At 62.6% G+C, this 21,136-nt stretch carries 18 protein-coding genes; 14 read left to right on the top strand and 4 right to left on the bottom strand.

All coding sequences use genetic code 11. The features are described 5' to 3' along the window. Positions 1–37: 37 nt before the first annotated feature. The 11 genes from BG60_RS27690 (at position 38) to BG60_RS27640 (ending at position 12,746) form a co-directional block, all read left to right on the top strand. On the top strand, positions 38–1,054 hold the full coding sequence (locus BG60_RS27690) for a glycosyltransferase family 2 protein (protein WP_008354422.1): 1,017 nt from the start codon (positions 38–40) through the stop codon (positions 1,052–1,054). 198 nt (positions 1,055–1,252) lie between these two features. Further along, positions 1,253–1,906 (top strand): GntR family transcriptional regulator, encoded by a 654-nt coding sequence (locus BG60_RS27685; RefSeq protein ID WP_008354423.1) that lies wholly within the window; start codon positions 1,253–1,255, stop codon positions 1,904–1,906. 26 nt (positions 1,907–1,932) lie between these two features. Next, positions 1,933–2,739, top strand: coding sequence for an SDR family oxidoreductase (locus tag BG60_RS27680; RefSeq protein ID WP_008354424.1), 807 nt, complete (start codon positions 1,933–1,935; stop codon positions 2,737–2,739). Positions 2,740–2,754: 15 nt separating this feature from the next. Next, on the top strand, positions 2,755–3,687 hold the full coding sequence (gene kce / locus BG60_RS27675) for a 3,5-dioxohexanoate:acetyl-CoA acetone transferase (protein WP_008354425.1): 933 nt from the start codon (positions 2,755–2,757) through the stop codon (positions 3,685–3,687). 14 nt (positions 3,688–3,701) lie between these two features. After that, entirely contained in the window at positions 3,702–4,475 is a 774-nt protein-coding gene (locus tag BG60_RS27670) for an N-acyl homoserine lactonase family protein (RefSeq protein WP_008354426.1), read from the top strand. A 40-nt stretch (positions 4,476–4,515) separates the two neighbouring features. Further along, positions 4,516–5,643 carry a sugar ABC transporter substrate-binding protein gene (locus BG60_RS27665; protein WP_034473488.1) on the top strand — a complete coding sequence of 376 codons (1,128 nt, stop codon included), beginning with the start codon at positions 4,516–4,518 and terminating at the stop codon, positions 5,641–5,643. 9 nt (positions 5,644–5,652) lie between these two features. Further along, positions 5,653–7,164 (top strand): sugar ABC transporter ATP-binding protein, encoded by a 1,512-nt coding sequence (locus BG60_RS27660; RefSeq protein WP_008354429.1) that lies wholly within the window; start codon positions 5,653–5,655, stop codon positions 7,162–7,164. A 10-nt stretch (positions 7,165–7,174) separates the two neighbouring features. Then, positions 7,175–9,274 (top strand): ABC transporter permease subunit, encoded by a 2,100-nt coding sequence (locus tag BG60_RS27655; RefSeq protein WP_008354431.1) that lies wholly within the window; start codon positions 7,175–7,177, stop codon positions 9,272–9,274. A 27-nt stretch (positions 9,275–9,301) separates the two neighbouring features. Next, the gene (locus BG60_RS27650) at positions 9,302–10,246 is read left to right on the top strand and encodes a 3-hydroxyacyl-CoA dehydrogenase (RefSeq protein WP_033536935.1); all 945 of its coding nucleotides are present in this window, start codon (positions 9,302–9,304) and stop codon (positions 10,244–10,246) included. Positions 10,247–10,261: 15 nt separating this feature from the next. Continuing rightward, the gene (locus tag BG60_RS27645; protein ID WP_008354435.1) at positions 10,262–11,164 is read left to right on the top strand and encodes an SMP-30/gluconolactonase/LRE family protein; all 903 of its coding nucleotides are present in this window, start codon (positions 10,262–10,264) and stop codon (positions 11,162–11,164) included. Between the two features lie 52 nt (positions 11,165–11,216). After that, complete coding sequence (locus tag BG60_RS27640) at positions 11,217–12,746, top strand: class I adenylate-forming enzyme family protein (RefSeq protein ID WP_008354437.1); 1,530 nt, start codon at positions 11,217–11,219, stop codon at positions 12,744–12,746. Here the strand turns inward: BG60_RS27640 and BG60_RS27635 are convergent. Genes BG60_RS27635 through BG60_RS27620 form a run of 4 tightly spaced genes read right to left on the bottom strand, consistent with a single transcriptional unit; the run spans position 12,739 to position 17,252 of the window. Further along, entirely contained in the window at positions 12,739–14,178 is a 1,440-nt protein-coding gene (locus BG60_RS27635) for an efflux transporter outer membrane subunit (protein ID WP_008354439.1), read from the bottom strand. The two genes, BG60_RS27640 and BG60_RS27635, sit on opposite strands and share 8 nt — an antisense overlap. A gap of 10 nt (positions 14,179–14,188) precedes the next feature. Further along, positions 14,189–15,349 carry an ABC transporter permease gene (locus tag BG60_RS27630; protein ID WP_008354441.1) on the bottom strand — a complete coding sequence of 387 codons (1,161 nt, stop codon included), beginning with the start codon at positions 15,347–15,349 and terminating at the stop codon, positions 14,189–14,191. Further along, on the bottom strand, positions 15,346–16,299 hold the full coding sequence (locus BG60_RS27625; protein ID WP_404989950.1) for an ABC transporter ATP-binding protein: 954 nt from the start codon (positions 16,297–16,299) through the stop codon (positions 15,346–15,348). Before BG60_RS27625 ends, BG60_RS27630 begins: the two co-directional genes overlap by 4 nt. After that, entirely contained in the window at positions 16,296–17,252 is a 957-nt protein-coding gene (locus tag BG60_RS27620; protein ID WP_008354444.1) for an HlyD family secretion protein, read from the bottom strand. Before BG60_RS27620 ends, BG60_RS27625 begins: the two co-directional genes overlap by 4 nt. A 248-nt stretch (positions 17,253–17,500) precedes the next feature. On the opposite strand from BG60_RS27620, the gene BG60_RS39115 reads away from it, so the two are divergent. The 3 genes from BG60_RS39115 to BG60_RS27610 all read left to right on the top strand — a co-directional run bounded on the left by BG60_RS39115 (position 17,501) and on the right by BG60_RS27610 (position 20,954). Further along, complete coding sequence (locus BG60_RS39115; RefSeq protein WP_008354446.1) at positions 17,501–17,671, top strand: hypothetical protein; 171 nt, start codon at positions 17,501–17,503, stop codon at positions 17,669–17,671. A gap of 169 nt (positions 17,672–17,840) precedes the next feature. Then, positions 17,841–20,264, top strand: a complete 2,424-nt coding sequence (locus BG60_RS27615) for a penicillin acylase family protein (protein WP_034473487.1) — start codon at positions 17,841–17,843, stop codon at positions 20,262–20,264. A gap of 309 nt (positions 20,265–20,573) precedes the next feature. Beyond that, on the top strand, positions 20,574–20,954 hold the full coding sequence (locus BG60_RS27610) for a DUF4148 domain-containing protein (RefSeq protein ID WP_051996662.1): 381 nt from the start codon (positions 20,574–20,576) through the stop codon (positions 20,952–20,954). Positions 20,955–21,136 lie beyond the last annotated feature (182 nt).

The following is a 21,136-nucleotide window of genomic DNA, read 5'->3' as shown; positions in this document are numbered from 1 at the left end:
CTCCGCCGGGAACAAATCAGAACGGATTCCGGTTCCCATGACATCCTCACCGCTCGTCACCGTCGTCATGCCCGCGTTCAACGCGCAGGCCTTCATCGGCGAAGCAATCGCTTCGATTCGCGCTCAAACGCTCGAAGACTGGGAGCTCATCGTCGTGGACGATGGCTCGATCGATCAGACGTTCGCCGTCGCGCAGCAGGCAGCGGGCGACGACAGCCGCGTGCGCCTCATACGCTTCGGCCGGAACGAGGGCATCAGCGCCGCTTCGAATGCGGGTTTCGACGCGGCGCGCGGCGAGTTCATCGCGCGCATCGACTCGGACGACCGGGCGCTGCCGACGAGGCTCGCCGCGCAAGTCGCCGCTTTCCGCGAGTGCGCGCGCCTTGCCGCTTGCGGCGGCCATGCGCGCTTGTTCGGCGATGGTATTGCGAACGACACTTATGGGCTTTGCACGCTCGGCGACGGCGCTCTGAAGGCCCGGCTTTTCGAAGGCTTCAACACCATCGGCGGCGCAATGCTCATGGTGCGCCGTTCGTTCGTCCGCGAGCATCGCATCCGGTTCGACATGCAGATGGCGAGCGCCGAAGACCTGAACTATCTCGTCGCGATCATGGTGGCCGGCGGCGAGATCGGCAATGTCGATGAAGTCCTCGTCGAGGTCAGGTCGCACCGAACCAGTTTCACCAGAAGCCGGGAAGATCTGGCGGGCCCGGCGATGAAAGGCCTCCGCAAACGTCTTTTGGCGCTCTGGTACCCGAGCCTCGGTCCGCGCGACATCGATCTCATCGTTGGCATGTGGTTCGGCCTGGAAGTCGGCACCGACGAATTGCTCGCCGTCGTGCGCGCGGTCGACAGACTCATTGCTGCCGACGCGAAGGACTTCGGGCAAGACGTGTCCGTGCTTCATGATCTCATCGTCAGGCGCTTGGTCGCGGTGGTCGACTTCTTTCGAGGCGCATTCGATGCGTCCCATTTTCAGGCAATCCGCGTGTTGGCCGCTCCGGCCATCGGCGTCGCGCTCGATGCGGCCCGTCTTTCGCACGAGGCGGTCTGAGGCGTCGCTCCGCGTTTTCACCTAGCAATTCAAGGTTGACTCGCGTGCTCGCGCGTCCGACACTTTAGCCATGCAGGTGTGATCACAGGTCACACCAATCGAAAGCATCGCAGCAGCCGAACGAAAGAACGGAGGCAAAAGTTGGCGACACGCTCGACGACGGACTTACCCGCGCTCGAATTAGTTGCACGCGAAACCATGGCCGGTCGCGTTCATGCGCAATTGAGGCAGGCGATCATGACGGGCCGCTTCGCGCCTGGGCAGTTGCTCAGCTTGCGCAGCGTCGCGGAAGCGGTCGGCTCGTCGACCATGCCCGTGCGCGCCGCGCTCACGCGCTTGCAGGCGGAAGGCGCATTGATCGACGGTCCCGGCCGCGCGCTGATGGTTCCGCCGATGACGCTCGAACTCCTCGATGAGTTGCGGGACGTTCGCATCGCACTGGAAGGCGCGGTCGCCAAACGCGCGGCGTCGCGCATGACACGCGCGCATCTCGACGCGCTGCAGGCCATCTTCGACACGATGGACGCACACGTCGAAGCGGGCGACGTGCCCGCGTATCTGCGCAGCAACTTCGAATTTCATATCGCCATTTACACGCACGGCGCGAGCGATCTCACGCTCGCGACCATCCAGAACCTCTGGATGCGCATCGGCCCGTTCCTGAATCTCGTCGCGCCCGACATTCCGCATATGCGCCGTTCGATGGCGGCGCATCGTCATATCGTCGAAGCGCTCTGGCGCGGCGATGGCGAAGGCGCGCGCGCCGGCATCGAGGAAGACATCGGCGATGCGGCCGCCGATCTGCAAGAGCGTTTGCAAAGCGGCGAACTGAGCAACAAGGCAAGCGCCTGACACGCATAACAACAACGGAGACATGGATGACGGTTCTTCAGATGCTGAAACCGCACGCGGGATTGCGCGTGCTCATCACGGGCGGCGCATCGGGCATCGGGCTCGTGATAGCGCGCGCGTTCATCGATGCAGGCGCGCGCGTGCACGTCTGCGATGCGAGTCCCGAAGCAATCGACGCATTGGCGAAAGCCGAAGCGAGCGCGGAGTGCAATGCGATCACGTCGACGCTCGCGGACGTAGCTGACAAGGAAGCGGTCGAGCGCGTATTCGTCGATGTGGAACGCGAGCTCGGCGGACTCGATGTGCTCGTGAACAACGCGGGCATCGCGGGGCCGACGGGCGGCATCGACGAGCTCGATGCGAACGAATGGGAACAGACCGTCGATGTGAATCTGAACGCGCAGTTCTACTTCGCGCGCCGCGCGGTGCCGCTCTTGCGCAACGCGAATGGCGGCGGGGCGATCATCGCGCTGTCGTCGGTGGCGGGACGGCTCGGCTACGCGTTTCGCACGCCTTATGCCGCGACGAAGTGGGCCGTCGTCGGCATGACGAAGAGCCTGGCTATCGAGCTCGGGCCGTCGAACATTCGCGTCAATGCGATCCAGCCGGGCATCGTGAAAGGGCCGCGCATCGAGCGCGTGATCGCGGCGCGCGCGAAACAACTGAACGTCTCCTATGAAGAGATGGAGAAGCAATATCTCGCGAAGATTTCGCTGCGCCGCATGACGACGCCCGAGGAAGTCGCGGCCACGGCGCTCTTCCTGTGCTCGCCCGCGGGCAGCGGCATCTCGGGACAGGCGATCTCCGTCTGCGGCAACGTCGAAGTCCTTTAATAGAGCGAGGAGCACATGGCAACGAAACGCAAGGTCATCATCACCTGCGCGCCGACGGGCGCGATCCATACGCCTTCGATGTCGCCGTATCTTCCGCTCACGCCGCAGCAGATCGGCGATGCCGCGCTCGCGGCTGCAAAGGAAGGCGCCGCCATTCTGCACCTGCATGCACGCGACCCGAACGATGGTCATCCGACGCAGGATCCCGCCGTGTTTCAGGAGTTTCTGCCGCGCATCAAGGCGGAAACCGATGCGGTCATCAACATCACGACGGGCGGCAGCCCGCACATGACCGTCGCGGAGCGATTGAAGCCCGCGCATCACTTCAAGCCGGAAGTGGCGTCGCTCAACATGGGATCGATGAACTTCGGCCTGTATCCGATGCTCGATCGCTTCAAGGAATTCAAGTACGAGTGGGAGCGCAAGCATCTGGAAAACAGCCGCGATCTCGTGTTCAAGAACACGTTCGCGGATATCGAATACATCCTCACGTCGTGCAGCGATAACGGTACGCGCTTCGAGCATGAGTGCTACGACATCTCGCACCTGTACAACCTCGCGCACTTCGTCGATCGCGGGCTCGTCAAGCCGCCGTTCTTCGTGCAGAGCGTTTTTGGCTTGCTCGGTGGCATCGGGCCGCATCCCGAAGATCTGGCGCATATGAAGCGCACGGCGGATCGTCTCTTCGGCGACGACTATGTATGGTCGATTCTCGGCGCGGGACGTCATCAGATTCCGCTCGGCTCGATGGGCGTCGCGCAGGGATCGAACGTGCGTGTCGGCCTCGAAGACTCGTTGTGGATCGAGCCGGGCAAGCTCGCCGAATCGAGCGCGGCGCAGGTGAAGAAGATTCGCCAGGTGATCGAAGGACTGTCCCTCGATATCGCGACGCCCGCCGAAGCACGCGAGATGCTCAAGCTCAAAGGCGCGAGCGATACCAACTTCTGATAGCGGAGGGCATCGTGAGCACGAAGCTGAAGGTAGTCGCGATGCCGACGGGCTGGCTCACCGTCGATCGCTCATCGCAAGTGTATGGCCGCTACTTCGGCCAGCAGATGAAGGTGCCCGTATGGTCGACGGCGATTGTCGGCGCGCAGAAGAAGATCGTCGTCGATACGGGCATACACGATCCAGGCTGGGTGTCGAACTTCGTGTGCCCATGCGATCAGGCGCCGGAGGAAAAGCTCGAACGCGCGTTGAAGGAGTATGTCGGCTGGAGCGCGGACGAGGTCGATATCGTCATCAACACGCATCTGCATTACGACCATTCCGGCGGCAACACGCTTTTCAAGAATGCGCGCTTCATCGTGCAGGCGGCCGAGTGGGAATACGCGGGTCATCCGCTGCCGACGCAGGCCACGTATTACCAGGAGTTTCTGATCGGCCGCGAGCCGCTCGCGTATTTTCGCTGGCAGTTCGTGAACGGCGTGACCGATATCGTGCCCGGCGTGCGCGTCGTGCCGACGCCGGGTCATACGCCGGGGCATCAGTCCGTCGCGGTCGACACGGAAGAAGGTGTCGTGCTGATCGCCGGCGATTGCGCGAACTGTATGGAGAACATCGTCGATCTCGTTCCAGTGGGCATCGTGCATGAAACGCTGGCGGAGATCGGCTCGTTGTCGCGCATCCGTCAGATCGCCGATTTCGTCATACCCGGACACGACCCGAATGTCGTGCCCGGCAGCGCGGGCATCGCTCTGCCCGCGAGCGCTCGTCTGCCGCACATCCGAAGTTAGAAGCGCCCGCTTCATAACCATACGAATACCGGAGGAAGACATGAAAGCATTGACGCAGTCGATTCGTCATGCGGGACGGGCAGCGCTCGGCCTCGCGTTCGCGGCGGCGCTCGCCGTATCGGGCACGGCGCACGCGGCCGGCAAATACAAGATCTTTTTGTCGATGAGCTATGTCGGCAACGACTGGCAAACCGAAGCCGCGAACATGGTCAAGGCGATGGCCAATACGCCGGGGCTGAAAGACAAGGTCGATCTCGAAGTGCAGGTCGCGGGCACCGATGCGCAGAAGCAGATTCAGCAGATCAACTCGATGGTGCAGGCAGGCGCGAAGGCCATCGTCATCTATCCGATCTCGCCGACGGCGCTCAATCGCGCGATCAAGAACGCGTGCTCGAAGGGCGTCGTCGTCGCGGCGTATGACGGAGAAGTCACCGAGCCGTGCGCGCATAACGTGACGATCGATCAGCATCAGGCGGGCACCGTCACCGCGGAATGGCTCGCGAAGACCATCAACGGCAAGGGCAATGTCGTGATGATCACGGGCGTGCCGGGCACGTCGGTCGATCGCGCACGCACCGAGGCGGCGAAGGCCGTGTTCGCGAAGTATCCGGACATCAAGATCGTCGCGGAAGGAACGGGCATGTGGAGTCAGGCGACCGCGAAGACCGAGCTTTCGAAGATTCTCGCGACGAACAGCTGGGACAAGATCGACGGCCTGTGGATGCAGGTCGGCTGCTTCACGGCGGCGTCGATGCAGCTCCAAGCGGGCATTGCCGACGACAAGATCAAGCCGTGCGCGGGCGAATCGTCTAACGGGCATCGCGTGCAGATGCTGCCGCCGGGCGAAGTGAAGGGACAGGGCGGTTATCGCTCGATCGGCTATCGCTCGATCTCTTACGGCGCGCCTCCGTACTCGGGCGCGATGGCGCTCAAGATGGCCGTGAAGAAGCTCGACGGCGGCGACTTTCCGGCGCGCGTGACGCTCAAGCTGCCGCTCGTGCTGACCTCGGAATCGAAGCTGTGCAAGACGGGCAGCATCGACGAACTGAAGGCGGGCTGCACCGCGTTCCCGCCGGACAAGGTACCGCCGGGCTGGTTCGCGGACATCTACTCTGAAGAGACGAAGGAAGTCGGCTTCAATGCGGCCTTGACGGGCAATCAGGACTGAGGCGGCGCGATGAACGACGCATCATTGGCGATCGATCTGTCGAAGGTGACGAAGCGCTTCGGCGCGACCGTCGCGCTCGATGGCGCGTCGTTCTCGGTGAAGCGCGGCGCGGTGCATGCGCTGCTCGGCGAGAACGGCGCCGGAAAGTCCACCACGGTCAAGCTGCTGTCCGGATTGATGCAGCCGGATGCGGGCAGCATCCGCGTAATGGGCAGCGACGTGACGATGAAGAGCCCGAAGGACGCGCATCGCGCGGGCGTGCAGACGGCGTTTCAGGAGATGACGCTCGTGCGCGATCTCACGGTCGCGCAGAACCTATTGATGTCGTACGAGCCGACGGGTTTTCTCGGGCGCATCAGAAAGCGCGACGCGCAGCGGCAAGCAGCGGAATGGCTCGACAGGCTCGAACTGTCCGATGTGCGTCCCGGCGCTTATATTCGCGATCTTTCGTTGCCGGTGCGGCAGAAGATCGAGATTGCGAAGGCCATCGTGCGCAAGCCGAAAGTGCTGTTGCTCGACGAACCGACGTCCGCGCTGTCGGGACGCGATGTCGCGTGGCTCTCACGGCGCATCGACGAACTGAAGGCGAGCGGCGTGACTTTCGTGTTCATCTCGCATCGCATGCAGGAAGTGCGCGAGTTCTGCGACAGCCTCACGGTGTATCGCAATGGCCGAGATGTGGGCGCGTTCGACGCTGCGGATATATCGGATGACGAAGTAATTAGACTCGTCATCGGGCGTTCGATGGAGGCGAAGTATCCGCCTAAGATCACGACGGTACGAAGCGACGCGACGCCGGCGATCGAGACGCGCAACGTTCGCGTCGATGGCGTCGTCGCCGATTTCGATCTCGCCGTGAAGCCGGGCGAAGTGCACGGCATCGCAGCGCTGCAGGGCATGGGGCAACGCGAGCTGTTCGAGGCGCTGTTCGGTGCCACTTACATCGACGATGGCGAGATTCGCATCGACGGTAAACCGGTGACGCTGACATCGACGGCGGATTCGCTGAAGGCCGGCGTATCGACGAGCTTTCTGCCCGAAGACCGCAAGACCGAAGGCCTGTTCCTGCGCTTGCCCGGCGGCGAGAATGTGTCGCTTCCCGTGATCGGCCGCTATGCGCGCTTCGGCCTCATCGATCGCAAGCGCGAGCAGGCCGCGATTCGTCGCTCGCTTGCGCAGATGGAGGTGAATCCGCGCGCGCTGTACAAGCCGTGTCTGTCGTTCTCCGGCGGCAATCAGCAGAAGATCGCGATGGCCAAGTGGCTGCTCACGCAAAGCCGCGTGTGGCTCATGTTCGATCCGACGCGCGGCATCGACGTCGGCACCAAGCATCAGATCTTCGTGCTGATGCGTGCATTCGCCGCGGCGGGTGGCTCCGTGCTCTTCTATTCGACGGACGTGCCCGAGCTCGTCAACGTGTGCGACCGCGTGTCGGTGATGTATCGCGGACGCAACGCCGGCGAGTTGAGCGGCGACGCGCTGACCGAAGAAAACGTGATGCGCAAGATGCTTTCCAGTTGAGAGGTTGCTCATGAAGATAGCCGTTGCGTCGCCCGAAAGCGAGGTCGTGCGGCCGGGCGCGCGCGTGGGATTTGGCGCGCGCATCGATCATCATCGCGGGCTCATCATCGCGATCAGTGCGTTGCTTGCGATGCTCGCCGGATGGGTTTCGCTGTCCGCGACACCTGTCGGGCTCTACGACATCGGATCGGTAATTTCGAGCGCAACTACACTCGCGCTCGCGGCGATCGGGCAGACCATCGTCGTGCTGTCGGGCGGATTCGATCTGTCGGCCTCGGCGGTCGTGTCGCTCGCGAACGTGCTTGCCGTGCGCTTCGTGCAAGGATCGCCCGTCGAACAATGGGGCGGCGCCGCGCTGATTCTGGCGATCGGCGGCGGCATCGGCCTCGTCAACGGCGCGCTGATCGCATGGTTTCGCTTGCAATCGATCGTCGTCACGCTGGCGACGATGTTCATGGTGCAAGGCTTGACGCTGCTGATTCAGAACAAGCCGGGCGGCAGCGTCGGCGATCAGTTCGGCGCGGTGCTCACCGCCGATCTCATCCCCGACAAGATGCCGATGTCGGCGGGCTTGCTGATTCTTGCGCTGTTGATCTGGTCGTTCATCAAGCGCACGCGTTACGGCGTGGGTCTGTACGCGTTAGGCAGCGATGCCGACGGCGCGTATGCGAACGGCATGCCGGTCACGCGCTACCGCATCGCGACGTATGCGCTCGCTGGCATGTTCTACGCGGCGGCGGGTCTGTATGTATCGGCACAGACGGGCTCGGCCGATCCGCTCGTCGGCCGTCCGCTGCTGCTCTCGATGTTCACGGCCGTCGTGCTCGGCGGCACGTTGCTCGGCGGCGGACGTGGCGGCTGCGTCGGCACCGTGTTCGCAGCAATGACGCTGATGATCACCGTGAACATTCTGCTCGTGCTGAACGTATCGGCGTTCTTCACGACGATAGCCGAGGCGGTGATTCTGATTCTCGCGGTGCTCGGTTCGTCGATCGGCAAGCAATCGGCGGCGCATGAATGCGCGCGTCACGCGGCGCAGTGGCTCAAGGCGGTGCGAACGGGCACGCGCGCACGCGACGACAAGCATGCGCGGCGCGTTGCGTTCGAAGTCGACGATTATCGTCCGGTTGAAAACACGGAGCTGAAGGGACGACCGATCGCCGACTGGATCGAGCGCAATCGCGAATGGGTCAAGTATGTGGTGCCGGCTTATCTGCTGTTCTTCGCGGTGGTCGTCATCACGGGCTTTGTCTATGGGCCGGGCGTGCTCGTCAGCGCGAACTTCTATAGCAGCCTGCTCACGCTGACCTTGTTTCTCGCGATACTCGGCCTCGGCCAGGGCGCGGTGATCCTGACGGGCGGACTCGACTTGTCGATGCCCTGGCTCATCACGCTGTCGGGCGTGTTGCTGACCGGACTCACGCACGGCGTGAACGGCGCGGCCGCGTGGGCGGTGCCGATGGTGCTGCTGGTCGGCCTGCTCGTCGGCGTGTTCAATGGCGTGGGCGTCGTGATGCTCGGCTTGCCGCCGATCGTCGTCACGCTTGCGGCGAACGGTTTGCTGCAAGGCCTCACGCTGATCTATTGCAATGGCTCGCCACAAGGATGGTCGCCGTCGACGATCAGCGAATTCACCAACGGACGCTTCGGTCCGCTGTCGATCGCGGCGTGGAGCGTGCCGGTGTTTCTCGTCATCGCGTTGCTGCTCCTGCATCGCACGCCGTTTGGGCGGCGCGTGTATGCGGTCGGCAATTCGCCGGTCGCGGCGAAGCTGTCGGGCGTGCGCGTGGGCACGACGCTCATCGCCGTGTATTGCCTGTCGGGTCTGTGCTCCGCGATCGTCGGCCTGTTGCTCGCGGGGTTCAGCTCGCAAGCTTTTCTCGGCATGGGCGATCCGTATCTGCTGCCGTCGATTGCAGTGGTTGTCGTCGGCGGCGCATTGATTACCGGTGGACGCGGGCACTATCTCGGCGTGTTCGGCGGCGCGCTGCTGCTTACGGCGCTCGGGACGTTGCTTGCGGGAACCACGGTGCCGCCCGCGGTGCGCGACATCATCAACGGACTCGTCGTGCTGGCGGCTGTCATCACGCTGCGGGACAAGAAGGGCTAAACCAACTCGAACGAGGACCAGATGCAGATGCAAGCGAACAACATTGCGGTGATCGGTTCGGGCCGTATCGGCCGCGCGTGGGCGATCGTCTTTGCGAAGAGCGGCTTCAACGTCACGATCCACGATGCATCGAAGGACATGCTCGGCGGCGCGATTCCCGCGATCCGCGAAAGCGTCGAGGATCTGGCGTCGTTCGATCTGATCGATGAAGCCGTCGATGCGATCGTGGCCCGCATCACCGCATGCGAACATCTCGCCGATGCTGTCGCCGACGCCGATCTCGTGCAGGAGAACATCGCGGAAGTGGTGGAAGCGAAGCGTGCGTTGTTCATCGAACTGGACCGCCTCACGAAGCCTGACGCGATTCTGGCGAGTTCGACATCGGGATTGCCTGCATCGACCTTCACGGAAGGCATGGCAGGCCGCGCACGCTGTCTCGTCGCGCATCCGGTGAATCCGCCGTCGCTGGTGCCGCTCGTCGAGTTGTGCGGCGCGCCGTGGACCTCGCAGGACACGATGGAACGCGCACGCGCCATCTACGAAGGAGCGAAGCAAAAGCCCGTCACCGTGAATCGCGAGATCTCGGGCTTTCTGCTCAATCGTCTGCAAGGCGCGTTGCTCGACGAAGCGTTGAGTCTCTATGAACAAGGTTATGCGAGCGCCGCCGATCTCGACACCGTGATACGCGATGGACTCGCGATGCGCTGGTCGTTCATGGGCCCGTTCGAAACGATCGACCTCAACGCGCCCGGTGGCGTGGCCGATTACGCTGCGCGCTACGGCGGCACATACAAGAGCATCGCTGCGGGACGCAAGCCGTTCGACTGGTCGGCCGAGACGCTCGGCAAGCTCGATGCCGAACGGCGCGCGGTGCTGCCCCGCGAGAAGATCGAAGAACGCAGCCGCTGGCGCGATCGGCGTTTGATGGCGCTGCTCGCGCATCGGCGCGATATCGAGGACGGTGAAGCCTGAACAAAGGAGACGACGATGCCCGAAGTACGCTTGCTGGTCGATGCGAACAATCATCTCGGCGAAGGACCGCTATGGGATGTGAAGGAGGAACGGCTCTACTGGATCGACAGCACGGCCGCGGAAATCTATAGCTGCCGTGCTGACGGCGGCGACGTGAAGCGCTATTTCGTGCCGCGTCACATCGGTTCGATGGCGTTGCGCGAGCAGGGCGGCGCGGTGGTCGCGCTCGCGAACGGCCTGCATTTCTACGACTTCGATGCGCAGACCGTGCAGTTCATCGCCGATCCCGAAAGCGACGATCCCGAGACGCGGTTCAATGACGGAAAGGTGGATCGCCGTGGACGCTTCATCGCGGGCACCATGTCCTACGACTTCGACCGCTACGATGCCGATCGCGGCCAGCGCTCGACGCGCAGCGGCGGGCTGTACCGGCTCGATACGAATGGCCAGGTCACGCGGCTCGACAGCGGCATCAGTTGTTCGAACGGCCCATGCTGGGGCCCCGACAACAAGACCTTCTACTTCACCGACACATACAGCAAGGAGATGTACGCCTACGACTACGACATCGAAACGGGCGCGGCGACGAACAAGCGCCTGTTCGCATCGGCGCACGACATGGCCGGCACGTTCGATGGCGCAACCGTCGATGAAGAAGGCTATGTCTGGTCGGCTCTCGTCTTCGGCGGACGCATTCTGCGCTTCGCTCCCGATGGCAAACTCGATCGCGTCGTGCCGTTTCCCGTGCGCAATCTGACGAGCGTGATGTTCGGCGGACCGAGTCTCGACATCCTCTACGTATCGACGATGGGCCGCCCGATGTGGGGCATTCCGCAGAAAGAGCGCGACAAGGGCGGCCTTTTCGCGGTGACGGGCCTCGGCGTGCGCGGCATTCCCGAGCCGCGTTTCGCGGGATAGAGCATGAGCGTTTATCATTCGGGCCTCAGGGTCTCGAACGATATCGCTCGACATGGATACGAACAAGCTCATTGCGTCGCTGCCCGCGCGCATCGACGCGATCATCTCGCGCGGTGCGAAGGCGCATCCCGATCACATCGCGTTGCATGAGGACGCGCGCACGTTGACTTATGCGCAACTCGACGATGCAATCGATGCGCTGGCCGCGCGTCTCGGTGCGGCGGGCGTGCGCGCCGGCGATCGCGTCATGCTGATCGGCGAGAACAGCGTCCTGCTCGTCGCATCGCTTTTTGCCGTGAGCCGTCTCGATGCGTGGGCGCTGATCGTGAATGCGCGATTGTCCGCAGTCGAGCTCGATGCGATCCGCGCGCATGCGAAGCCACGCATCGCGCTCTATACCGTCGATGTTTCCGACGACGCCGCGCATCACGCGCAACGTGACGGCGCTTCGGTCGAATCGCTCGATGCGACGCCGATCGGCGCGTTTGCGTTAAGCGATATCGATGCCGCGTCTCAGCAGGAGCCGCACGGACTGTCATCGGACAGGCAATGCGCGGCGCTCATCTACACGACGGGAACGACCGGCGCGCCGAAGGGCGTGATGCTGTCGCATCGCAATCTGCTGTTCGTCGCGGCAGTATCCAGCACGCTGCGTCGTGTCGGTACCAGCGATCGCGTCTATGCCGTACTGCCGGTATCGCATGTGTTCGGTCTTGCGTCCATGTGCCTCGGTTCGCTGTATGCGGGCGCGACGTTGCGTCTTGCGGCGCGTTTCGATCCCGCGCGCGCGGGACGCGTTCTCAGCGATGAACGCATGACGATCTTTCAAGGCGTTCCCGCGATGCATGCGAAGCTGATCGATCATTTCACGCCGCGCGGCGGCCTGAATGCGCCATCGTTGCGCTTCGTCTATTGCGGCGGCTCGCCTCTCGACATGACGCTCAAGGCCGCTGCCGAAGCGTTCTACGGTGTGCCCTTGCATAACGGCTATGGCATGACGGAGAGCAGTCCGACCGTATCGAACACGCTGCTCGATGCACCGGCGCCCGATTCGTCCGTCGGGCCGCTGATTCCAGGCGTCGAGGCGCGCATCGTGCCGCTCGCGCATCAAAGCGACGCCGACGATACCGGCGAGCTATGGGTGCGCGGGCCGAACGTGATGCTCGGCTATTACCGCGATGCGGCGCAGACGGCGGCCACGGTGACGGAGGACGGCTGGCTCAAGACGGGCGATCTCGCGCGCTTCGAGAGGGGCAACCTGTATATCGTCGGGCGCAGCAAGGAGTTGATCATCCGCTCGGGTTTCAACGTGTATCCCGCGGAAGTAGAGCAGGCGTTCAACAGTCATCCCGCCGTGCTGCATTCCGCCGTGATCGGACGGAGCGTGCAGGGCAATGAAGACGTGCTTGCGTTCGTCGAATTGAGGCCCGGCTGCACGGCGAGCGAAAGCGAACTCGCGGAGTGGGTCGGCGAGCGGCTCGCGCCCTACAAGCGGCCTTCTTCTATCCGCATACTCGATGCATTGCCCGTGTCCACGAGCGGCAAGGTGCTCAAGCATCGGCTCGGAAAGCTCGCTAATTAGTTGCGGATGCAACCGGTTTGCTCGCTGCATTCGTGTCTTCGCCTGCGCCGCCCAGCGACTGGAAAAGTGCTGCGGTGTCCGAGAGACGATTGGCGTGCGCGAGCGCGTAATCGAGTTGCGTCTGAAGCGCCTGGCGTTGTGTGTCGAGCAGATCGAAGCGGCTCACGCCGCCCGCCGTAAAGCGCGCGCTGGCTGTGTCGAGATTGGCTTGCGCTTCGTTCGCCGCGATCTCGCGCGCGTGCAGGGCATCGGCATCGTTTTGAAGCGCGGTCAGGCTATCGGCGACTTGTTGCAGCGCGTCCAGCACGGTCTGTCGATAGGCTTGCATGGCTGCTTCGTAGGCCGCTTCGGACGATCGCTTCCTCGCGCGCAGCTCGCCGCCATGAAATAGCGGCTGCGTGAGATTCAGGCCGACGTTCCACACGTTGAGGCTATTGAGCATGTCGTGGATGTTCGTGCGCTGGCTTCCCACGCCCGCAGAGAGCGAGAACTTCGGATAGAGGTCGGCAGTCGCCACGCCGACGTTCGCGCTCGCCCGATGCAGCAACGCTTCCGATGCGCGGATGTCGGGTCGTTCGCGTGCGAGCGTCGAGGGCAAGGTCAGCGGAACGTTGCCCGGAACATGAAGCGAGTCGAGCGTGATGGCATCGAAGTCGGCCTTGGATGGCTCGACGCCCAGCAACACTGCAAGCCGGTGATCGGCCTGATCGCGTTGCGTGACGAGCGACGGAAGGTTTGCGCGCGTCTGCTCGACGAGCGTGCGCTGGCTGCGCACGTCGAACGGCGCGACGCCGCCCGCCTTCAGGCGGCCTTCCATGATGGACAGTTGACGCATCTGTGCATCGACGAGACCTTCGGTGAGCGTGATCTGATGCTGCAACGAAGCGCGCCGGATCGCGGTGGCAACGACATTGCCCGCGATCGAAAGCCGCGCCGCATCGAGCTCGAACGACTGATAGTCCACTTGCGCACGCAAGGCTTCGAGTGCGCGCCGCTCGCCGCCGAAGAAGTCGAGCGTGTAAGACACGCTCACCGAGGCATCATAAAGCGTGAACGGACCCGGACTCGGAATCGGCACGCCGAAGGCAGCAGGATCGACCTTTTGACGCGAGCCGGAGAGCGAGGCATCGAAGACGGGAAAGTATGTCGCGCCCGCCTGCGTGCGATAGTCCTCGCGCGCCTGCACGAGCTTCGCCCGCGCCTCGTCGAGCGTGGGACTGTCGCTCAATGCGCGATCGACGAGACGGTTCAGCGTATCGGAGCCGAACTGCGTCCACCAGCGCGGCAGCGCATGATCGGCCGCGGGAAAGTCCTTTACCGCAACCGGCGTTTTGACATAGGTCTGCGTGTCCGGCGGCGCAGGCGCATGAAAATCGGGGCCGACAGTGCAGCCGCACAACATGAGCGCGCAGAGGGGAAGAATCTTTTTCATCGATGTTTCCCTAGTCGAGCGTGCGCCGATAGAAGCGCAACGCAATGCCCATCACGATGACGGTGAAGAGCGCCATCGGCCACACCGAGGGCCACAGGTCCGCCCAGCCGTTGCCCTTGAGAAGAATGCCGCGAATCAGGCGATTGAAGTACGTGAGCGGCAGCAAATTGCCGATGAACTGCGCCCACGCCGGCATGCCCGCGAACGGAAACATGAAGCCGGAGAGAAGGATGTTCGGCAGGAAATAGAACATGGTGAGCTGCATCGCCTGAAGTTGGTTCTGCGCGAGCGACGACAGCGTGATGCCCACTGTCAGATTCGCGGCGATGAAAAGCAGCGCGGCGAGATAGATCGCGAGCGGATTGCCGACGAGCGGCACATGGAAGACGAAACGCGTGGCCGCGAGAATGATCGACGCCTGAATGAGACCGATGAACACGTAAGGCACGATCTTGCCCGTCATCACTTCGACGGGACGCACGGGCGTGGCAAGGAGGTTTTCCATCGTGCCGCGCTCGCGTTCGCGCGTCATCGCGAGGCCGGTCATCATGACGAGCGTCATCGTGAGAATCACGCCCATCAAGCCGGGCACGACGTTGTATTGCGTGATGCCTTCGGGGTTGTAGAGGTTGTGGACCTGCACGTCGAATGGGGCGGGCGTTGCGTTCAAACGAGCAAGCGGGCCGGTGATGTCCTTGTCGGCAACGGACTGCACGAGCATGGTCAGCGCGTTGCTCGCCTTGCTCACCGCATTCGGATCGGTCGCGTCGGCCTCGACGAGCAGCGCGGGCCGCTCGCCGCGCAACAGCTTGCGCGAGAAGTCGACGGGTATGTTCAGCACGAAAAGCACGCGGCCTTGCGCAAGTGCGCGACGGCCAGCTTCGTCGTCGGGCAGCGTCTCGACGATGTCGAAATAACCGGAGTGCTCCATTGCCGCGATGAAGCTGCGCGAAAACGGACTCTGATCGCCTACGATCACGGCCGTCGGCAGATGCTTCGGGTCGGTGTTGATTGCGTAGCCGAAGAGGGCGAGCTGCACGATAGGCAAGCCGACGATCATGCCGAACGTGATGCGGTCGCGCCGCAATTGCAGGAACTCCTTGATGACGATGCTCCACCAGCGCGTCACGGAGAAGCGCGCGAATATCGCGAGCGGGCCGCGTGCCTTCATGACGTCACCTTGAAGTTGTCGGTCGACCGGCTCATCAGATAGATGAAGACATCTTCGAGTCCGGTTTCGATCGGCTCGGCGCGCGTTGCGCCGTCTTTTGTCGCATCGCGCACGGCCGCCTCGAGCGCAGCGTGATCGCTGCCGCTCACATGCAGCGCAGAGCCGAATACGACGGTCTGATCGATGCCGGGCGTCTTGCGCAAGCGTTCGGAAAGTTCGCTCAAATGCTCGCCGTGAATGCTCCATGTCGCGAGGTTTTGCGATGCGATCACTTCGTTCGCGGTGCCTTGCGCAAGCAGCTTGCCATACGCGATATACGCGAGCTTGTGGCATCGCTCGGCTTCATCCATGTAGTGCGTGCTCACCAGCACCGAAATGCCTTTCGCGGCGAGACGATGCAACTCCTCCCAGAAGTCGCGGCGCGCGGTGGGATCCACGCCTGCGGTCGGCTCATCGAGCAGGAGCAGCTTCGGCTCGTGCAGCATGCATGCGGCGAGCGCGAGGCGTTGCTTCCATCCGCCCGAGAGCGAGCCCGTCAGCTGACTCGCGCGGCTCTGCAGACCGAGCGCTTCGAGCGCGCGATCCACGGTTTCGCGGCGATTGCTCATCTGATAGATGCGCGCGACGAAGTCGAGATTCTCGCGAATCGTCAGGTCTTCCCAGTACGAGAAGCGCTGCGTCATATAGCCGACGTTGCGCTTGATCTCTTCGCTTTCGCGCACGATGTCGTAGCCGAGGCACGTACCGCTGCCCGAATCGGGTGTGAGCAGGCCGCACATCAGGCGGATGGATGTTGTCTTGCCGCTGCCGTTCGGGCCGAGAAAGCCGAAGATCTCGCCGCGCGCGACTTGCAGCGATACATCGTTGACGACGTGTTTGTCGCCGAAGTGCTTGTTGAGATTCTGGACGTCGATGACGTATTGCGTGTCCTGCATGCTCGTTACACTCATTGCAACCTCACGCCGACGGGTTGGCCCGGATGAAGCTTCGATGCATCGGCCGGTTGAGGATGCGCTTCGACCATGAACACGAGCTTCGAGCGGTTCTCGTTGCTATAAATGACCGGCGGCGTGTATTCGGCCTGATTCGAGATGTAGGTGATTTTCGCGGGCACGTCTTCCGTGCAGCCGTCGCAATGAATCGATATCGCGCGCCCCGTTGCGAGGCTGCCCACCATGTTTTCCGCAACGAAGAAGCGCACTTTCACGTTCTGCGGCGGCAACATCTGCACGACCGGACTGCCCGCCTGTACCCATTCGCCGACACGATAAAGCGTGTCGTACACGAGCCCGTCCGCGGGCGCCGCAACGCGCTTTTGGTCGACCTTCCATTGCGCCTGAGCGACAAAGGCTTGCGCGGCTGCGACTTGCGCGCGTTGCGCCGCGATCTGTTGAGGACGGCCCGGCAGGCGTGCGATATCGACCTGTTCGGCGAGGTCGCGTACTTGCGCGGCGGCGGCATCCGCATTCGCGCGCGAATCGTCGAGCTGCCCTTTGGCGATGCCGCCCGCGCTGAACTGCGCTTCATCGCGGCTCAGTTGCAGCGCGGCCTTGCGAGCGTTCGCGCGTGCCTGCGCGAGTTGCGCGCGCACCGATGCGACCTCCGGTGCGCGCTTTCCCGTGAGGATGTCCTCGAGTTGCGACTGCGCGGCCGTGAGTTGACGCTGTGCCTGATCGAGGGCGGCGGTTTCATCGGCCGATTCGAGCATGAAGGCGCTCGTTCCCGCCTTCAACGTTTGCCCCCGCGCGACGGACAGCGCTGTGAGCTTGCCCGATTGCGACGAGCCGAGGTAGACGAATTCACCTTCCACGTAGCCCTGATAGATATCGCGGTCCTGATGCGAGCACGCCGCGAGCGCCGTGGCGAAAAGCAAGCAGGTCGGGATGGCGGTGATGCGGCTCATGGCGCGCTCCGTGGAAGTATTCGTTACTTGGTTGGTCTACCAAACAATACGCGAGGCGGCTCGTCGGTGTCAAGCAGAGCGGCGGTGGGTCGCACGCGGGTGTGCCAAATCAAGGATAGACGGCGCGAGTAAAAATTACAGGCGGGGCGGATGCGCCGGCGTAAAACGACGCCACGAGCGAAAGTAAGACGAAAGCGCGAGCAGGCATTACGTGTGCTTCGCTGATAGCGACACGAGGCGACTACGACATGGACAATCTTTTGAAGATCGCGCAGGACTGCGGCTTTTCCGTGGTGCTGGAAGGCCGGATCGGCACGCAGGAATACAACAGCGTGAGTGGTCCGCTGCAGGCGTTGGAGAAGTTCGCGGAAGTCATCCGCGATACGGCTTTGCAGGAGCAGCCGCGGCAGGACGAGTGAGCTCGAGTCGCTGTTCGAGAATGGCGTCATTCGGGTGAAAGCGTTTCGCGAATAGATTCGGCTTCCGAATTAAATAACCGCCGACAACCTTTGCGTGTCTCCTGCATTCGAATTACAGTGCGATATTCGTGTGACTGGAATCGACACTGATAAGAACGGAGACGCCAAGATGAATCGAAGAAAGGGACAACGCCTGATTGCGCTGACGATCGGCGCATCTCTAATCGCACCGCTCGACGCGCGAATCGCATTCGCCGATACACCGGGCGATGAAACGATTGCCGTTGCGGGTCTTTCGCAACCGTCGGACATCCTGATCGACCGTTGGGGCGTACCGCACATCTTCGCCGTCAACGATAGCGACGCCTTCTTCGTGCAAGGCTTCAACGCCGCGCGTGACCGCATGTTTCAGATCGATCTGTGGCGCAGACGCGGCCTCGGCGAGCTTTCGGAGGTCTTCGGTCCCGCTTATGTGGAACAGGACAAGGCCACGCGGCTCTTTCTTTATCGCGGCGACATGGCGACCGAATGGCAGCGCTATGGTCCCGATGCGAAGCCTGCCGCGACACGCTACGCAGCCGGCGTGAATGCGTATATCGACTGGCTTGCCGCGCATCCGGACCGCATGCCTTATGAGTTTCGCAAGATCGGCTATTGGCCGGCGAAATGGAGCGCCGACGATATCGTGCGTATTCGCAGCCACGGTCTCACGCGAAATCTCACGAGCGAAGTCGCGCGTGCACGCGTGACGTGCAAGAGCTCGCTCGACGCGGACACCGTGCGTTTCGGACTGCAGCCGCAGTGGAAAGCGCAGATGCCCGCGGGCCTCGATCCCTGCCTTCCCGATGATGTCCTCAAAGTCTTTACGCTCGCAACACAAGGCGTGCGCGTGACGAAGGAGTCGATGAAGAGCACGGATGCATCGACGACGATGATCGCCGCAGCCGAGAATCCCGAGGAAGTGACCGAAGGCAGCAACAACTGGGTGATCGCGCCATCGAAGTCGGCGACGGGCCGCGCGATCATGGCGAACGATCCGCATCGTGCTTATGCCGCGCCGAGCCTTCGCTACATTCAGCAGATCAGCACGCCGACGCTCAATATCATCGGCGCGGGCGAACCTTCGGCGCCAGGCATTTCGATCGGGCATAACGGCTCGATCGCTTATGGGCTCACGATCTTCAACATCGATCAGGAAGATCTCTATGTATACGAGTTGAATCCCGCGAATTCGCGGCAGTATCGTTATAAGGGCAAGTGGGAGCCGATGCGCGTCGTGCGTGAACAGATCGCCGTGCGTAATGGCGCTCCCGTCACCGCCGATCTGCTTTACACGCGACACGGTCCTGTGATCTATACGGAAGAACGCAAGCATCGCGCCTTCGCCGTGCGCACGGCGTGGCTGTCGCCCGGCATGTCGCCGTATTTCGATTCGATGCGCTATATGCGCGCGAAGAATTACGCGCAGTTCAAGGCATCGCTTGCGACATGGGGCGCGCCGACTGTGAATCAGCTCTATGCGGACAAGGATGGAAACATCGGCTGGGTGCCGAGCGGCCTCGCGCCGAAACGCCCGAATTGGGACGGCCTCATGCCCGTGCCCGGCGATGGCCGCTATGAATGGGCGGGCTTCTGGCCGCGCGATGCAATGCCTTCGGTCTATAACCCGGCGCAAGCTTATTTCACCACGTCGAATGAAATGAATCTGCCCGCGGGTTATCCGTATGCGGAGCGCAAGCTCGGCTTCGAATGGACCAACGGGTCGCGGCATCAGCGTATCGACGAAGTGTTGAAATCGCTGCCGAGGGTGTCGATCGAAGACTCCGAGCGCTTGCAGAACGATGACGTTTCGATTCCGGCGCGCAGGCTCGTCGCATTACTCGCGCCGCTTTCGAGCGATGATGAAGACACACGCGCCGCGCTCGCGATGCTCAAGGACTGGGACGCGCACACGAGCGCGAGTTCGCCGCAGGCCGCGCTCGAAGAAGTATGGTTCTCGCGTCATCTCGGACGCACGTTCAAGGAAGCGGTGTTGCCGAAGGACGCGGCGGCGTCGTTCGGCGCACCCGATACCTCGGTGATGCTCGATTCGCTCGAACATCCCGAGACGCGCTTCGGCGACGAGGCGCCGGCCAAACGCGATGCCGTTCTGCTTTCGAGTCTGCGCGATGCCTATGCGGAGATGCGTCATCTGCAAGGCGCCGATGCAACCCAGTGGCGTTGGGGCAAGCTGCAAACGAACCTCAACGCGCATCCTCTGGCCGATGTCGTCGATGCGGACATGCGTGCGAAGCTGAACGTCGGGCCGATCGGAAAGGGCGGCAGCGCTTACACGCCGAATCAGTCGACCTATCGCGCGAGCGACTTCCGCGAGACGAACGGACCGTCGTTTCGTGTGGTCGTCGATGTCGGCAACTGGGACAACTCGCGTGCGGTGAATCTGCCTGGCGAATCGGGCGATCCGGATAGCCCGCATTATCGGGATCTCGCGCAGATGTGGCTCGACGGGCAGTACTTCCCGTTGCTGTATTCGCGCTCGGCCGTCGAAGCCGCAACGGAGAAACGCGTGCATCTCGTGCCGGACGCGCATTGAGCACGGGCTGCGTGAGCGCCGATGATCTTCACGGCGCTTTGCATCACAATTACGATCGCGGTGGACGGGTGCTGGCTGGCGCCTTGCCGGACTCCTCATCCGGTTCATCCTCCGCGCTTCCTTCTTTTTTCTTCTTATAGAGTCTGCTTCGACGGGGGAATAGATCGCTGCGTACCCGGGTTAACCAATCGAAGCCTCTACGCTTGAAACCTAGGTCGAGTGAGTCGAAGCCGCGCAAGGGCCCTGTGCGTTCGATGAGGTCGTGGATCGCGTGCGATCCGGTCAACCTTTTCTGTCGGAGTGAACATCATGAACGCCATCGCCAAAATCGTCGTGTCCGTCGCCGTGGTCGCTGCACCCACGTTCGTTTTCGCGCAGAGCCAGAACGCCCCTCTGACGCGCGAACAAGTCAAGGCCGAGCTTGTTCAGCTCGAACAGGCGGGGTATTCGCCGGCCACGGGCGAGCAAGCCAACTATCCCTCGGATATTCAGGCGGCGGAAGCGAAGGTCGCCGCGCGGCGGAACACGAACGAAGCGAATGAAGCGTACGGCGGCACCCATGCCGGCGGCGCGGCGTCGGGTTCAGGCGCGATGCGCAAGCCGATGTCGATGAAGCATGGTTCGATGTGGATGTCTACGTCGGATTGCGTCGGGCCCGCGAGTTATTGCACGCTGTTTTTCGGAGGCTGAGTCGTCGGGCTGTTGGTGAGCGCGGGGAGTCGGTCGGGACTTCCCGCGTTTGCATGTCTGGCTATTTGTACGTCCAGCGGCGTTTGGCGGGCGCAGAAAAATAATTTGCGAAAGGGGCTTGCGGAGATGTCATCGGCTCTTCATAATCTCGTTTCTCTGCTGCTGATGCAGCGACGCAAGGC

This window comes from Caballeronia zhejiangensis, from assembly GCF_000698575.1.
Classification (GTDB): domain Bacteria; phylum Pseudomonadota; class Gammaproteobacteria; order Burkholderiales; family Burkholderiaceae; genus Caballeronia; species Caballeronia zhejiangensis.
This window is presented reverse-complemented; position numbering and strand designations above follow the sequence as displayed.